Here is a 17,078-nt window from a genome sequence, read left to right on the forward strand (position 1 = left end):
GTCCTAGCTTTTTAGTATTAAACAAAAAGAAGAGATTATCTCTTAACTAAAAACATTTTTCCTTGTGTCGGAATGATAATGGCTAGTGCTAAAATGACGAAAACCAAAGTTAGAAGACCAGCTGTGCCATTTACCATAAATGAATACAAGTAAGGCGACATACCTTTTGGAGCGTAGCTTCCCCAGAAGATAAAACCAGCTACAAAGTGCCAAAAGTAGCGGACAAAGACAGCTAATAGAGCACCACCTGTTGCGTAAAATATAGCGCGTCCTTTATTGTCTTTTGAAAGAGCATTTTGAAACGGTACTGACAAAAGTCCTGCTAACCCCATTGAGACAAAAGCGATGATGTATTCGATGATAACTTGCGATAAAGCCAAATACCAAACTTTACCTAAAATGAAATGAAGTAATCCCCAGATAAGTCCTGCTAAAGTACCATATTTTGGACCACGGCGAAGTGCAAAGAGTACTAGAGGAATAGCTCCAAATGAAGGCGTGAACCAGCTAGCAAAATCTGGAATATAAGATAAAGCCATGGCTAGCGCAGCAACAAGGGCGGTCTCAATCAAAGCAGACAGTTGAGAATTTTTCGACGACATAAAAAGCTCCTTCTAATACAAAGGAGCTTTCTTTTTATCTGATAATTGTACAAGGCGATTTCAAATCATCGTTTTAAAAAAGTCATGTCACAATCCCTACGCTCGTACTAACGAGATCAGGTTATCAGGATTTCGCGTCATGCGATCTCAGCCAGAAGCACTCCTTTGTGAAATTTTAATTACCTATAGTCTAGCACTTTTAAAAATGACTTGTCAAGAACTTTTTAATCGCTTTCAAGAAAATTAAAGCCCGTAGTTGTAGTCATCGTCTTTCATGGCTTCAACCGAACCAAGAAGATAACCATTCCCGACCTGACTAAAGAAGTCGTGGTTGGAAGTTCCAGTTGAAATACCATTCATGACAATTGGATTAACATCATTAGCGGTGTCTGGGAAAAGAGGGTCTTGTCCCAAATTCATAAGAGCTTTGTTGGCATTGTAGCGTAAGAAGGTCATGACTTCTTCAGTCCAGCCAACTTCATCGTAAAGTGATTTGGTATAATTTTCTTCATTTTCATAAAGCTGGTAAAGTAAATCGTACATCCAATCACGCAGCTCATCTTGCTTGTCTTCTGACAATTCATTAAAGCCCAGCTGGAATTTATAGCCAATGTAAGTTCCGTGGACAGATTCATCACGGATAATCAGTTTAATGATTTCAGCGACGTTAGCTAGTTTGTTATTGCCAAGGTAATAAAGCGGGGTAAAAAAGCCTGAATAGAAGAGAAAGGTTTCTAGAAAAGTTGAGGCAATTTTCTTTTGCAGGGCATCGCCGTTTTCATAAATATCGTTGATGATTTTTGCTTTTTTCTGTAAAAATTCATTCTTGTTTGTCCATTCGAAAATGGCTTCAATTTCTGATTTGGTGTTAAGCGTTGAAAAAATTGAAGAATAAGATTTGGCGTGGACAGATTCCATGAATTGGATATTGTTGAGAACAGCTTCCTCATGCGGTGTACGGACGTCAGCGCGAATAGCTTCAACGCCGGATTCTGATTGCATGGTATCAAGCAGCGTCAAACCTCCGAAGACTTTGCCAACCAAGTCTTTTTCTTGGTCAGAGAGCTTACGCCAGTCATCGAGGTCGTTAGACAGTGGAATACGAGTATCAAGCCAAAATTGTTCAGTCAACTTTTCCCAAGTTGACTTATCGATGACATCCTCAATCTCGTTCCAATTGATGGCTTTATAATATATTTGTGACATCTATTTTCTCCTAATGGATTTAAGTAAAGTTAATAAATGAATAACATAGCGTTTAACGTCTTGTTATTAGGTCCTTTAGGACCAATAACAAGTGTTCAGTTAGATTACACAGCTTTCGCATTGGTTTGAGCCGACTTCGTCCCCGTCATCTGTAAAGGTACGAATATAGTAGATTGATTTAATACCTTTGTTAAACGCATAGTGACGAAGGATTGATAAATCTCGTGTGGTTTGCTTGCTTTGCGTTTTCCATTCGTAGAGACCCTCTGGAATATCGCTGCGCAAAAACAATGTGAGTGACAAGCCTTGGTCAACATGTTCAGTCGCAGCGGCGTAGACGTCGATGACTTTTCGCATATCCATGTCATAGGCAGAAGTGTAATACGGGATAGTCTCAGTTGAAAGCCCAGCTGCTGGGTAGTAAATTTTTCCGATTTTCTTTTCTTGACGCTCTTCGATACGTTGCGTAATTGGGTGCAGCGAAGCAGACACATCATTGATGTAAGAAATTGACCCGTTTGGAGCAACAGCTAATCGGTTTTGATGATAAAGCCCATCTCTCATAACAGCATCACGAAGCTCAAGCCAGTCTTTTCCGCTTGGAATGAAATGCTTAGCAAATAATTCTTTGACTCGGTCTGATTTTGGAACATAATCATCCGTAATATATTTATCAAAATATGAGCCATCAGCGTAGCTTGATTTTTCAAATCCAACAAAAGTTTGTTTGCGTTCACGAGCGATTTTATTTGACTCCACCAAAGTCCAGTAATTCAATAACATGAAATAAATATTGGTAAATTCAATGGATTCAGGACTGCCGTATTGAATATGATTTTGGGCTAAGAAGGTGTGAAGCCCCATGGCACCGAGTCCAAAAGTATGAGCTTGTTCATTGCCGTGTTTGATTGTTGGAACGGATTCGATAGAAGACGTATCAGATACGAATGTCAAGGCGCGTGTCATAGCCTTGATAGAGCGACCAAAATCAGGTGAAGTCATCATGTTAACAATGTTTGTTGAACCAAGATTACATGAGATATCTGTTCCCATTTTGGTGAATTCCTGAGCATCGTTAATCACGCTAGGTGTCTGTACTTGTAATACTTCTGAACAAAGGTTTGACATGATGATTTTGCCATCGATAGGATTTGTACGATTTGCAGTGTCGATATTAACCACATAAGGATAACCAGATTCTTGTTGTAATTTTGAAATCTCAGTTTCCAAATCACGCGCTTTAATCTTCGTTTTAACGATATTTGGATTGGCTACCATGTTGTCGTATTCAGCTGTGATGTCGACATAGCTATAAGGAACACCGTACTCACGTTCAACGCTAAATGGGCTAAAGAGATACATGTCTTCGTTGTTACGAGTCAATTCGTAAAATTTATCAGGAACGGTAATACCAAGTGAAAGTGTTTTGACGCGAACTTTCTCATCGGCGTTCTCTTTTTTAGTTGATAAGAAAGCTAGGATATCTGGGTGAAAGACATCAAGATAAACGGCACCAGCTCCCTGACGTTGTCCAAGTTGATTTGAATATGAAAAGCTGTCTTCAAATAACTTCATAACTGGAACAACACCTGACGCGGCGCCTTCGTATCCTTTGATTGGAGCGCCAGCTTCGCGAAGATTTGACAAATTAATGCCGACTCCTCCACCAATACGAGACAATTGTAGTGCTGAGTTGATTGAACGACCGATTGAATTCATATCATCTGTCATGGAAATCAAGAAACATGACACAAATTCGCCACGTCGACTGCGACCAGCATTTAAAAACGAAGGAGTAGCAGGCTGATATCGCTGATTAATCATTTCAGTAGCTAAATCTTTTGCCAAGTCTTCATTGCCGTCAGCAAAATAAAGGGCGTTAAATAATATTCGGTCCTCGATGCTTTCAAGATATTGGCTTCCGTCGTTAGTCTTTAAGGCGTATTGCTGGTAAAACTTGTAGGCTGCCATGAAAGATTTGAAACGAAAATGATGAGCGTGTAGGTCTCTTGATAAGCTTTCGATAAATTCAGGGGAATAGCTACGAATGAAAGCTTCTTCGAGGTAATCATGTTCAATCAGATAGTTGATTTTATCGGTGATGGAATTAAAGGTCATCGTATTTGGAATAACATTTTCTAAAAAGAAAGCCTGAAGCGCTTCTTTGTCTTTATTTAGAGGGATTTGACCATTGATTGGACGGTTAATTTCGTTATTTAGGCGAAAGTATGAAACGTCGCCGAGATTATTGAGGCTCATAAAGTTAGTTACCACTTTATTATCGATGTGGTAATTCCTTTCTAATTTTGAATTTTTTATCTAGATAATCTCTTTTAGTTTGCTTGGCTGAAAACCTGAAAAAGAAATGTCGCCAGCCTTAATAACTGGAGCAGAAGTAAAGCCGAGGTTTTTAACGTAGTCGACCATATCAGGATGCTCATCGATATTAATTTCTTGGTAATTGGCACCTTCTTTGTCTAAAAGTTTTTTGGTCATTTTACATTGCATGCAATTATTTTTTGAAAAAAGTGTAATTTTATTAGTCATGAGGATTTCCTCCATAATTCGTTATATTTTTTTAAATCAATGTCTAATTAGAATAACCGAAAAATACTAAAAAAGCAACTGATATAGCTTACAAAACCACAACATATTGTACCTAAGTACTTAAAACTGCACAAAATATAGTGTTTATGTACTTTTCGCTAGCTCAATTAATGACGTCACATGACGTGTTATATAATCTGACATGAAAGCGTAAATTAATGTTGACAAAATTTTCTGAATTTTGTATAATTAAAACACTAAAATTATATTGGGGGTCCGTACATGACAGAATTTTTATCAAAATTTTCTTTCAAAGAGAATGACTATTCTTATTTTAATCTTGAAGAAGCTGTTTCTCATTATGGAGGAAATATCAAAAGAATCCCTTATACAATTCGTATATTAATTGAAAGTTTACTCAGAAAGTATGATGGCGTAGATGTTACAAAAAGTAACATTGAAAATTTAGCAACTTATAATCCTAAAAAAATCCACGGCGAAGTACCATTCAAACCAAGTCGTGTTATTTTGCAAGACTTTACTGGTGTGCCAGTTGTCGTTGATTTGGCATCGATGCGTGATGCGATTGTTGCAAACGGTGGCGATGCTGAATTGATTAACCCTGAAATTCCAGTTGATTTGGTAATCGACCATAGTGTTCAGGTTGATTTCTTTGGCTGTGACACAGCTCTAGAAGACAACATTAACATGGAGTTTAAACGTAATAATGAGCGCTACGAATTCTTGAAATGGGCTGAAAAATCATTTGATAATTATCGTGCGGTCCCACCAGCAACAGGTATTATTCACCAAGTTAATATCGAGTATCTCAGTGATGTGGTCATTGAAAAAGACGGTGTTCTTTATCCTGATTCAATGTTTGGTACAGACAGTCACACAACAATGATTAATGGTATTGGTGTTCTTGGTTGGGGTGTCGGAGGAATCGAAGCAGAAGCTGCTATGCTTGGTGAGGCTTCGTTCTTCCCAATTCCAGAAGTTATTGGTGTTCGTTTGACTGGTAAATTACCTAAGATTGCGACGGCGACTGACTTGGCACTTAAAGTGACACAGGTACTTCGTCAAGAAAAAGTCGTCGGCAAATTCGTTGAGTACTTTGGTGACGGTCTTTCAAACCTTAGTCTTGCTGAACGAGCAACTATTGCCAATATGGCACCTGAATACGGCGCAACATGCGGATATTTCCCAATCGATGACGAAACGCTTAATTACATGCGCTTGACTAATCGTGATGAAGATCATATTGCGCTAACAAAAGAATATGCTAAACGCAATAATCTTTTTTACGATACAGAGCACCAAGCAGAATACACTAAAGTGGTTGAAATTGATTTATCTACCATTTCGCCAAGTATTTCTGGACCAAAACGTCCGCAAGATTTGATTGATTTAACACAAGCTAAGCAAACCTTCCAAGAAAGTTTAACACGTGAAGCCGGTGTTCAAGGATTTGGCTTGGGGGCTGATGAGATTAACAAAACAGCAACCGTTCATTTTGAAGACAAAGATGTTGAAATCAAGACTGGACATGTTGCTATTGCAGCTATCACATCATGTACGAATACTTCAAATCCTTACGTGCTCATGTCAGCTGGACTACTTGCTAAAAAAGCTGTTGAAAAAGGGCTGCGCGTAGCTCAAACGGTCAAAACGTCGCTTGCTCCAGGTTCAAAAGTAGTAACAGGCTATCTTCGTAATTCTGGTTTGCAAGATTATCTTGATACGCTTGGCTTTAACATCGTTGGATATGGTTGTACGACATGCATCGGTAACTCAGGTAGCCTTCGTCCAGAAGTTGCAAAAGCTATTACTGACACTGACTTGCTAGCATCAGCTGTTTTGTCAGGTAACCGTAACTTTGAAGGTCGTGTTAATCCACTCGTCAAAGCAAACTTCCTTGCTAGTCCACCGTTAGTTGTGGCTTATGCGCTTGCTGGAAATACGAATATTGATTTGACAACTGAGCCGCTTGGTTTCGACCAAAATAATGAGCCTGTGTACCTTAAAGATATCATGCCAACAAATGATGAAGTTGCCAAATACGTTGATAAATTTGTCACTCGTGAATTGTTTGAACATGAGTATGAACATGTCTTTACTGATAGTGAAAAATGGAATCAAATTCCAACTGAAGAAAGCCAGATTTATCACTGGAATGAAGCGTCAACTTACATTCAAAATCCGCCATATTTTGACCATTTAGGTGATGATTTGGTTATCAAACCGCTTAAAAATTTGAAACCTTTAGCAAAATTTGGTGATAGTGTGACAACAGACCACATTTCTCCAGCAGGTAACATTGCTAGAAATAGCCCTGCTGCTAACTATTTGACAGAACACGGTGTTGATTATCTTGATTTCAACTCATATGGTAGCCGTCGTGGTAATCACGAAGTTATGATGCGAGGCACATTTGCGAATATCCGTATCCAAAACCAATTGGTTGATGGAAAAATTGGTGGTTACACAAAATATAAAGGCAAGCTTATGCCAATTTACGATGCAGCTATGCATTATAAGGAAGATAATGTTGGCACATTAGTGATTGCTGGTAAAGATTATGGTATGGGGTCAAGTCGTGACTGGGCAGCAAAAGGTTCAAACCTTCTTGGTGTCAAAGCTGTGCTTGCTGAAAGTTTTGAACGTATTCATCGCTCAAACCTTGTAATGATGGGCGTTTTGCCACTTCAATTCTTAGAAGGAGATACCGCTGCAAGTCTTGGCTTAACTGGCTACGAAACTTATGATATTAACCTTTCAGAAAATCCTGGTATTCACGATATTGTTGATATCGTTGCACGTGATGAGTCAGGTGAAAAACGCTTTAAAGCCATGGTACGTTTTGATGCTGATGCTGACATCCGCTATTACAAAAACGGTGGCATTCTACCAATGGTTGTTAGAAAGAAATTAGGGGGTGCTTAATATATGACAGGAGCAAGTGGATTAAAAGATTTAATTGCCTGCAATACCCGTATTAGTTCAATTATTAATGATAATTTATCTTATGCAGGTTACAATATTTCAGAATTAATGGATAACGATGCTAGCTTTGAAGAAGTTATTTACCTTCTTCGGAATTTGCATTTGCCAAATAAAACAGAACTTGGTGATTTTGTAAAATTGCTACGCGATAATTACGAAATCAGCGATGCTGTCGTGCAATGTATTATGATTCAATCACGTAATCATTTGCATCCAATGAGTGTACTTCGCTCAACTGTCAGTCTCCTTGGTGTTTATAATATCAATGCCGAAGATAACTCTGAAGAAGCAACATACGAACAATCTATTCAATTGATGGCAAAGATGCCAACAATTATCGCTACTTTTGCACGCTTACGTGAAGGCAAAACACCAGTGGCACCGCGTAAAGATTTGTGCTTTGCAGCTAATTTTCTTTACATGTTAAATGGAGAAGAACCAACCGATTTACAAGTTAAAGCCCTTAATCGTGCTTTGGTTTTACATGCTGACCATGAATTAAACGCCTCAACATTTGCAGCGCGCGTTTGTGCGTCAACTTTAGCTGATATTTATTCTTGTGTGACGACAGCGATTGGTACACTAAAAGGACCACTTCATGGTGGAGCTAATGAACGTGTCTTTGACATGCTCAAGGAAATTCGTGAAATGGGTGATACCAAAGCTTATCTTAAGGAAAAACTTGATTCACATGAAAAAATCATGGGATTTGGTCACCGTGTTTATAAAACACAAGACCCTCGTGAAAAATACCTTCGTGAAATGGCAAAAGCTTTGACAGAGGGTACAGAAAATGAAGTTTGGTATAAGTTGTCACGCCAAATTGAAGACTACATGAAGCATACCAAGGGTCTTATTCCAAATGTCGATTTTTATTCAGCAACAGTTTATCATGTGCTTGGCATTGATAGTTCAATCTTCACACTTATCTTTGCGATGAGTCGTGTGTCAGGTTGGATTGCTCACATCCAAGAACAACAAAAACACAACAAACTTATTCGACCTCGTTCACGTTACAAAGGTGAACTTGGTTTGAAGTATGTACCGCTTGACGAACGTTAAAAGATAGGAAAGGAAAACGAATTATGGCAGATAAAATCACTTTAGAAAATGGTCAGTTGGCTGTTTCTAATCATCCGATTATCCCTTTCATCGAAGGTGATGGTGTAGGTCGTGATATTTGGAAAAATGCGCGTGCAGTCTTTGATGCAGCGGTTGAAAAAGCTTATCAAGGTGAGAAAAAAGTTGCGTGGCATGAGCTTTTAGCTGGTAAAAAAGCACATGAAGTAACTGGTGAGTGGTTGCCTAAAGAAACACTTGATACTATTAAAGAAGATTTGATTGCTATCAAAGGACCTCTTGAAACGCCTGTTGGTGGTGGGATTCGCTCACTTAATGTGACCCTTCGTCAAGAATTAGATTTATATGCATGCGTTCGTCCAGTTCGCTATTTTAAAGGAATTGAAAGTCCGCTTAAAGAACCTGAAAAGACAAGTATTACTATTTTCCGTGAAAATACTGAAGATATTTACGCTGGTATTGAATGGGAAGCCGGCACAGCAGAAGTGAAAAAAGTCATTGAGTTCTTGCAAAATGAAATGTCTGTCAAGAAGATTCGTTTCCCTGAAACAAGTAGTATTGGTATTAAACCCATTTCAAAAGAAGGTAGCGAACGTCTTATCCGTTCCGCTATCGAGTATGCTTCAACAAACGGTTTGACTCATGTGACAATCGTTCATAAAGGAAATATTCAAAAATTCACTGAGGGTGGTTTCTGCAAATGGGGTTATGAACTTGCTGAACGTGAATATGCTGATGAGTTGGCAAATGGAAAATTAATTATCAACGATATTATTGCTGATAATTTCCTTCAACAAATTCTTCTTAATCCTGAAAAATTTGACGTTGTTGCTTTGACAAACTTAAATGGAGATTATGCCAGTGATGCGCTTGCTGCTCAAGTTGGAGGTATCGGTATCTCGCCAGGTGCTAATATCAACTACGTCACTGGTTATGCAATTTTTGAAGCGACTCATGGAACGGCTCCTGACATCGCTGGTAAAGACATTGCAAATCCATGTTCTGTTCTTTTGTCTGGTTGCATGTTATTTGATTACATTGGTTGGACAGAAGTGGCTAGCTTAATTACAGCAGCAATTGAAAAAACATTCGCTCAAGGTCAATTTACAGCTGATTTGGCGCAAGGAAAAGCAGCTTGCTCGACAAGTGAATTTGCAGCAAAACTCATTGAAAATTTGTAAAATAATAACCTAGAACAAGTCATGTTCTAGGTTTTTTGATATAATGAGAATAGTTTGAATTTTAGAAGGTTGGAGTTTTATGACATATTCATTGGCAGACATTGTCTTTTTGTTTTTTATTTATTCGTTTGTAGGTTGGCTTTGGGAGACGGTTTATTGTTCGATTAAGGATAAGAAGTTTGCTTATCGTGGTTTTCTAGTGGGACCGTATTGCCCCGTCTACGGCTTTGCAGTGACAACGGTTTTACTAGCGACAGCGCCGTTTCAAAGTAATATTTTATGGCTGTTCTTGAGTGGTTTGCTTGTAGCAACAGCATTTGAATACGTTGCAGGCTGGTTGCTAGAGACGGTCTTTCATATGAAATTATGGGACTACAGTCAGGAGTTTGGTAATATTCAGGGTCGTATTGCCCCGCGGATATCACTTTTTTGGGGATTTGGAATTGTTGTTCTCGTTGAATTTATTCAACCAGGAGTGATGTGGCTAATTAATCACTTGAATGATTGGGTGGCGTTGGGTATTGTTATTGTGATGACAGCTGACTTGATTTGGACTGTCATGGATACCGTAAAATTCCAACAAGCAGCAGCAACGTTTGAAAACTATGTTCGAACAGAGCAAGCAAAAATGTTAAAGTCTGTCAGAGAAGAATTCAATGATTGGACAAAACAAAAAGAAGTATTCGCTAAGCGTTTGGAAAATCTTCGTTTGCGTTTAAATGAAAATTTAAAAATCAAGGGTGTTCAACATTTTCGTTTCAACCAACGTCGTATGCTTAGAAACTATAGTCAATTTAGTTTGACAACAGCGCCATTCTTCAATGAAATTCGAAAACAAACACAAGCTTTGAGAAAGAAAAAGGCAGAAAAGAAAAATCATTAATTATTCAAAAGTCTGAAATCAAATTGTTTCAGGCTTGTTTTATTTACAAAATAATGTTATGTTGAATTATTTAAACCTGTTTGCAAATTTATTTTCCAGAAAAACAAAAAATTTCCAGCTTAAAAGTGCTGATTTTCCTTGTTTTTTCAAAAATAAAAGCACATACAGAGTGTGAAACTATTGAAATAAAAAAGTGTTTATGCTATAATTATGGATTGTAAGGGTTATCATAAGATAATCCGAAAAAACAGAAATAAAAGGAGAACCATAATATGGCTTCAAAAGATTTTCACATTATTGCAGAAACAGGTATTCACGCACGTCCAGCTACTTTGCTTGTTCAAACAGCTAGCAAATTTGCTTCAGACATCACTCTTGACTACAAAGGTAAAGCAGTAAACCTTAAATCAATCATGGGTGTTATGAGCCTTGGTGTTGGTCAAGGTGCTGACGTTACTATCTCAGCTGAAGGTGCAGACGCTGATGACGCACTTGCAGCAATCGAAGAAACAATGACAAAAGAAGGATTGGCTTAAGAAAATGACAGAAATGCTTAAAGGAATTGCCGCATCTGATGGTGTTGCTGTTGCTAAAGCGTATCTACTCGTTCAACCTGATTTGTCATTTGAAACTGTTACAGTTGAAGATACAAGTGCAGAGGAAGCTCGCCTAGATGCCGCATTGAAAGCATCTCAAGACGAGCTTTCTATTATACGTGAAAAAGCAGTAGAAACACTTGGCGAAGAAGCAGCTGCCGTATTTGACGCACATTTAATGGTTCTTGCTGACCCAGAAATGATCAGCCAAATTAAAGAAACTATTCGTGCAAAACAAGTTAACGCAGAAGCAGGACTTAAAGAAGTGACTGACATGTTCATCACTATCTTTGAAGGCATGGAAGACAACCCATATATGCAAGAGCGTGCGGCGGATATACGTGACGTTACTAAGCGTGTATTGGCTAACCTTCTTGGTAAGAAATTGCCAAACCCAGCTGCTATCGATGAAGAAGCAATCGTGATTGCACACGACTTGACACCATCTGACACTGCTCAATTGGACAAAAACTTCGTCAAAGCCTTTGTCACAAACATCGGTGGACGTACAAGTCACTCTGCTATCATGGCACGTACACTTGAAATTGCAGCTGTTCTTGGTACAAATAACATTACTGAAATCGTTAAAAACGGTGACATGGTTGCTGTTAACGGTATCACTGGTGAAGTTATTGTGAACCCAACTGATGAGCAAGTTGCTGAGTTCAAGGCAGCTGGTGAAGCTTACGCTAAACAAAAAGCAGAGTGGGCTCTTCTTAAAGACGCTGAAACCGTTACTGCTGACGGTAAACACTTTGAATTGGCTGCTAACATCGGGACACCTAAAGACGTTGAAGGTGTCAACGATAACGGTGCCGAAGCTGTTGGTTTGTATCGTACAGAGTTCTTGTACATGGATTCTCAAGACTTCCCAACTGAAGACGAGCAATACGAAGCTTACAAGGCTGTTCTTGAAGGCATGAACGGTAAACCTGTTGTGGTTCGTACGATGGATATCGGTGGCGATAAGGAATTGCCTTACTTTGATCTTCCAAAAGAAATGAACCCATTCCTTGGTTTCCGTGCTTTGCGTATCTCAATCTCTGAGACTGGTGATGCCATGTTCCGTACGCAAATCCGTGCCCTTCTTCGTGCGTCTGTACATGGTCAATTGCGTATCATGTTCCCAATGGTTGCCCTACTTAAAGAATTCCGTGCAGCTAAAGCCGTCTTCGAAGAAGAAAAAGCTAACCTCAAAGCTGAAGGTGTTGCCGTTGCTGACAACATCCAAGTGGGTATCATGATTGAAATCCCAGCAGCTGCCATGCTTGCTGACCAATTTGCAAAAGAAGTTGACTTCTTCTCAATTGGTACCAACGACCTGATCCAATACACTATGGCTGCAGACCGTATGAACGAACAAGTGTCATACCTCTACCAACCATACAACCCATCTATCCTTCGCTTGATTAACAATGTTATCAAGGCAGCGCATGCTGAAGGTAAATGGGCAGGTATGTGTGGAGAAATGGCCGGTGACCAAAAAGCTGTTCCACTTCTTGTCGGAATGGGACTTGACGAGTTCTCTATGTCAGCTACATCAATTCTTCGTACTCGTAGCTTGATGAAGAAACTTGACACAGCTAAAATGCAAGAATACGCTAACCGTGCTCTTGCAGAATGTTCAACAATGGAAGAAGTTCTTGAACTTAGCAAAGAATACGTTAACGTTGACTAATAACATATAAAGAATCTGAGAATTATCTCAGGTTCTTTTTTATAGTTGTTATAAAAGTGTTAAAAATACTTGACTTGGAGTCGACTTTAAGATGTATGCTTTTTTGAAAAGGCCTTTTATTGCTAATAAACTTTATTCACTATTTTTATAAATATGAAGATTTGAAGGCACAAAGTATTTGTCGAAATTTTCAGAATTTTTTCGTGTTAAAATATTGAAAAAAGTAAAAAAAGTGATAAAATGGAATTATCACATTTAAAGGAGATATCACTTGACTAAACAGTATAAAAATTATGTCAACGGTGAGTGGAAACTTTCTAAAGAAGAAATTAAAATTTACGCTCCCGCAACTGGTGAAGAACTTGGTTCTGTTCCTTCAATGAGCCATGAAGAAGTTGATTACGTTTATGCTTCTGCAAAAGCAGCTCAAAAAGCATGGCGTGCACTTTCATATGTAGAACGTGCAGAATACCTTCACAAAGCAGCAGATATTTTGATGCGTGATGCTGAAAAAATCGGTGCAGTACTTTCAAAAGAAATTGCGAAAGGTTACAAATCAGCTGTAGGTGAAGTTATCCGTACTGCTGAAATCATCAACTACGCAGCTGAAGAAGGTGTTCGTCTTGAAGGTGAAGTCCTTGAAGGTGGCAGCTTTGACCCAGCAAGCAAGAAAAAAATCGCTATTGTTCGTCGCGAACCAGTAGGTTTGGTACTTGCTATCTCACCATTTAACTATCCAATTAACCTTGCAGGTTCTAAGATTGCTCCTGCCCTTATTTCAGGGAACGTAGTTGCCCTTAAACCACCTACGCAAGGTTCTATTTCAGGTCTTCTTTTGGCTGAAGCATTTGCTGAAGCTGGACTTCCTGCAGGTGTATTTAACACAATCACTGGACGTGGTTCAGTAATTGGTGACTACATTGTAGAACACGAAGCTGTTAACTACATCAACTTTACAGGTTCAACTCCAGTTGGTGAACACATTGGTCGCTTGGCTGGTATGCGTCCAATCATGCTTGAACTTGGTGGTAAAGACTCAGCTATCATTCTTGAAGATGCTGACCTTGACTTGGCTGCTAAAAATATCGTAGCTGGTGCTTACGGTTATTCAGGTCAACGTTGTACTGCCGTAAAACGTGTTCTTGTTATGGATAGCATTGCTGATAAATTGGTTGAAAAAGTTTCTGCTCTTGTTAAAAACTTGACTGTTGGTATGCCAGAAGACAATGCCGACATTACACCACTTATCGATACAAAAGCTGCTGATTATGTTGAAGGTCTTATCAAAGACGCTCAAGATAAAGGAGCAAAAGAAATTATCTCATTCAAACGCGAAAGTAACCTTATCAGCCCAGTATTGTTTGACAATGTAACAACTGATATGCGTTTGGCTTGGGAAGAACCATTTGGTCCAGTCCTTCCATTTATCCGTGTAAACTCAGTTGAAGAAGCAATTGAAATCTCAAACAAATCTGAATACGGTCTTCAAGCTTCTGTATTTACAAATAACTTCCCATTAGCATTCAAGATTGCTGAACAACTTGAAGTGGGTACTGTTCACATCAACAACAAAACTCAACGTGGTACAGATAACTTCCCATTCCTTGGTGCTAAGAAATCTGGTGCTGGAACACAAGGTGTGAAATACTCTATTGAAGCTATGACAACTGTTAAATCTACTGTATTTGACATTGCTAAATAATAGATATTAATAGAAAGGTTTGAACATTTGTTCTGACCTTTTTTGTTTTTTTAAAATGCTATTTATTGAATTTTTAGAAAATAATATTTATTTTCTAATGGGTTTACGTTTTTGATTATGAAAACGCATACTTTTTTGGTAGAATGAAAGTAACCATAAAATAGGAGGTAGAAAATGGTAACACGTAATCAATTTTCAACGTCAGAAATGCGAAAAAGTAGTCCGTATTTCTCTCCATTAAAAACGATTGTCGAAACTGCATTTTATGAAAATCAGGTTCATCCAATAAAAACTTTAGAAGAGGTCTATCAATTAGCTTCAATGGCAGCTGGAACTGTGATTTTGGACATGCCAGTTATTCATACTAAGGAGCTTGGTTTGCCTTCTTATGCTCGAGTGTTATTGACAAATTCGGGTGCTATAGTTGGACGTACAGCAAAAGCACGTCGTATTTACGGACAGGATGATGAGGAAGATGAGCGTTTGTTATCCATTGTCAGAAGTGCTATTTATCAGGCACACCGTCGCCAATTTTACAAAGCAGATGCTATTGTAGGTTTGGACGAAAAATTTATGGTTCGAGCACATCTGATGGTGCCAGAAGAAGAAATCAATAATCTCTATTCATGGTTGCTAAATTTCCAAATTTTGGACGAAGAGGTTAAGAATCGTTTGAAAAAGTCTAAAGCTTACGACGAAGACGATATTTTTGTTTTCTTCAATCCTAGGTGGTCTCACCCTGACTATCCAGATGGTCTTGTTTATTTTGATACCAATCACAATTGTGTAGCTATTTTAGGACTTAATTATTTTGGTGAATTGAAGAAGGCAACTTTGACGCTTGCTTGGGGTACAGCAGCTCGTAATGGTTATGTATCTTGTCATGGTGGATTGAAAATCTTCCAAGGTAAAGGTGACCGAAATGATTTTGTTGCCTCATTCTTCGGTCTTTCAGGTTCTGGAAAATCAACGCTTACTCACGCTAAGCATAATGGAAAATATGATATCAAGGTTTTGCACGATGATGCCTTTGTCATTTCTGAAAAGGACGGTTCATCAATTGCACTTGAACCATCATATTTTGATAAAACAAATGATTACCCAACAGGTCATCCTGAACAAGATTTCTTTGTGACAGTTCAAAACTGTGGTGTGACTTTGGATGAAAATGGTCGTAAGAAATTGATGACTGAAGATATCCGAAATGGAAATGGTCGTACAGTTAAATCACGTTTTGCTACACCAAATCGTGTTGATCACATTGAAGAGCCGATTAATGCCATTTTCTGGATTATGAAAGATGATTCCCTTCCTCCAGTGATTAAGGTAAATGACCCATTAATGGCAGCGACAATGGGTTGTACTTTGATGACAAAACGTTCAAGCGCTGAAAATATCGAAGGCAATAAACAAACGCTTGTTATCGAACCGTTTGCAAATCCATTTAGGGTCTACCCATTAGTTGAAGATTATCAAAAATTCCATTCTTTATTTGAAGGCGATGTTGATTGTTACATCATTAATACGGGAACTTACTTGGGACAAAGTATTCCAAAAGAAGTTACTCTTGAAATCATTGAAAAAATTGTTGATGGTGATACTGAATTCAAAGATTTCGGAACAATTGAAGGCTTTGAATACCTAGATTTACCAGATTATCCTGTTCATGAATTTGATAATAAATACAAACAACTGATTCGTTCTCGCATGCAGTTCCGTTTGAATTATCTATTGTCATTTAACCAAAATAATCCCAAACTTGCTTTGCCAGTTGAAGCTATTTCACGTTTGGAGAAAGTCATTAATAATTTGAAATAATTTTTCTAATCCTTGAGAGAAGTCTCAAGGATTTTTTATGCTTTTGAGTGAGGTATAGAACTTACTTATATATGCTTATAATAATAAAAAATATCATAAGATATAGAATTTTCAGAAAATATATTGAATTTATTTTTTGTTTGCACTTTAATGTGTTTTATATTGGTTGAACCAGTATGCAAAACTTTTTTGGAGGTTTATTTATGGGTAAAAAAGAACGTTTATCGTTGAGAAAGTACAAGGTCGGATTGGTTTCTGTGTTGATTGTAACAGTCTTTTTAGCGGGGCATGTAGCAGCTGATGAGGTTAATTCTGCAGTACAACTTAATCAGGTGGGAACAGAGCAAGTTGTTCAAGTAGTTGATAGCAGTCAGGCGGTAGATGAAACTCAAGTTGAGCTTGCTACAGAACAAACATCAGAGGTTTCGTCTCAGACTGTTAATCAAGATGGTCTCAATTTGTCTGATAATCAAGAAGCAAGTCTTCCGACAGAAAATGAAGTGGCTGACAGCACTCAAGATAAAGTCAGTACTGTCAGCATCAAACACTTGACTCGACACCACAGTAAGAAGCAAGTCAAGCTAAACAACCAGAAACTCCACAAAGTATTGATACAGATGAGCAAATCAAGATTCCAGAGGTTTGGGAGAGCGGCTATAAAGGTCAAGGAACTGTTGTAGCAATCATTGATTTAGGTTTGGATGTTGATCATGATGTTTTGCACATCACAGATCCATCAAAAGCAAAATACAAGAGTCAAGAGGAAATAGATGCGGCTA

Annotated in this window: 12 protein-coding genes, 1 pseudogene and 1 riboswitch; of the genes and pseudogenes, 9 read left to right on the forward strand and 4 right to left on the reverse strand. The window is 38.3% G+C overall.

The window, feature by feature from the left end:
* Positions 1-35: 35 nt before the first annotated feature.
* The 4 genes from thiT to nrdH all read right to left on the reverse strand — a co-directional run bounded on the left by thiT (position 36) and on the right by nrdH (position 4,355).
* Complete coding sequence (gene thiT, locus HMPREF0819_RS00685; protein ID WP_004230946.1) at positions 36-602, reverse strand: energy-coupled thiamine transporter ThiT; 567 nt, start codon at positions 600-602, stop codon at positions 36-38.
* 76 nt (positions 603-678) lie between these two features.
* Positions 679-777: riboswitch (TPP riboswitch) on the reverse strand.
* 68 nt (positions 778-845) lie between these two features.
* Positions 846-1,808 (reverse strand): class 1b ribonucleoside-diphosphate reductase subunit beta, encoded by a 963-nt coding sequence (gene nrdF / locus HMPREF0819_RS00690; protein ID WP_004230948.1) that lies wholly within the window; start codon positions 1,806-1,808, stop codon positions 846-848.
* 99 nt (positions 1,809-1,907) lie between these two features.
* Positions 1,908-4,067, reverse strand: coding sequence for a class 1b ribonucleoside-diphosphate reductase subunit alpha (gene nrdE, locus HMPREF0819_RS00695; protein ID WP_004230950.1), 2,160 nt, complete (start codon positions 4,065-4,067; stop codon positions 1,908-1,910).
* Between the two features lie 60 nt (positions 4,068-4,127).
* Complete coding sequence (nrdH, locus tag HMPREF0819_RS00700; protein WP_044023243.1) at positions 4,128-4,355, reverse strand: glutaredoxin-like protein NrdH; 228 nt, start codon at positions 4,353-4,355, stop codon at positions 4,128-4,130.
* A 282-nt stretch (positions 4,356-4,637) separates the two neighbouring features.
* On the opposite strand from nrdH, the gene acnA reads away from it, so the two are divergent.
* The 9 genes and pseudogenes from acnA to HMPREF0819_RS09520 all read left to right on the forward strand — a co-directional run.
* Positions 4,638-7,301 (forward strand): aconitate hydratase AcnA, encoded by a 2,664-nt coding sequence (gene acnA, locus HMPREF0819_RS00705; RefSeq protein ID WP_004230952.1) that lies wholly within the window; start codon positions 4,638-4,640, stop codon positions 7,299-7,301.
* A 3-nt stretch (positions 7,302-7,304) separates the two neighbouring features.
* Positions 7,305-8,423, forward strand: coding sequence for a citrate synthase (locus tag HMPREF0819_RS00710; RefSeq protein ID WP_004230955.1), 1,119 nt, complete (start codon positions 7,305-7,307; stop codon positions 8,421-8,423).
* 23 nt (positions 8,424-8,446) lie between these two features.
* Positions 8,447-9,622, forward strand: coding sequence for an NADP-dependent isocitrate dehydrogenase (gene icd / locus HMPREF0819_RS00715; RefSeq protein WP_004230956.1), 1,176 nt, complete (start codon positions 8,447-8,449; stop codon positions 9,620-9,622).
* Positions 9,623-9,701: 79 nt separating this feature from the next.
* Positions 9,702-10,505, forward strand: a complete 804-nt coding sequence (locus tag HMPREF0819_RS00720; RefSeq protein WP_004230958.1) for a putative ABC transporter permease — start codon at positions 9,702-9,704, stop codon at positions 10,503-10,505.
* 272 nt (positions 10,506-10,777) lie between these two features.
* A complete protein-coding gene (locus HMPREF0819_RS00725; RefSeq protein ID WP_004230961.1) occupies positions 10,778-11,041 on the forward strand; it encodes a phosphocarrier protein HPr in 264 nt (87 codons plus the stop codon).
* 4 nt (positions 11,042-11,045) lie between these two features.
* Entirely contained in the window at positions 11,046-12,779 is a 1,734-nt protein-coding gene (ptsP, locus tag HMPREF0819_RS00730) for a phosphoenolpyruvate--protein phosphotransferase (protein WP_004230962.1), read from the forward strand.
* A gap of 271 nt (positions 12,780-13,050) precedes the next feature.
* A complete protein-coding gene (locus HMPREF0819_RS00735) occupies positions 13,051-14,481 on the forward strand; it encodes an NADP-dependent glyceraldehyde-3-phosphate dehydrogenase (protein WP_004230963.1) in 1,431 nt (476 codons plus the stop codon).
* Positions 14,482-14,655: 174 nt separating this feature from the next.
* A complete protein-coding gene (locus HMPREF0819_RS00740) occupies positions 14,656-16,299 on the forward strand; it encodes a phosphoenolpyruvate carboxykinase (ATP) (RefSeq protein ID WP_004230964.1) in 1,644 nt (547 codons plus the stop codon).
* Positions 16,300-16,502: 203 nt separating this feature from the next.
* Positions 16,503-16,587 (forward strand): annotated as a pseudogene (locus HMPREF0819_RS09520) (YSIRK-type signal peptide-containing protein); the annotation flags it as partial.
* Positions 16,588-17,078 lie beyond the last annotated feature (491 nt).

Origin of the sequence: Streptococcus equinus ATCC 9812 (assembly GCF_000187265.1) — a bacterium.
GTDB lineage: Bacteria > Bacillota > Bacilli > Lactobacillales > Streptococcaceae > Streptococcus > Streptococcus equinus.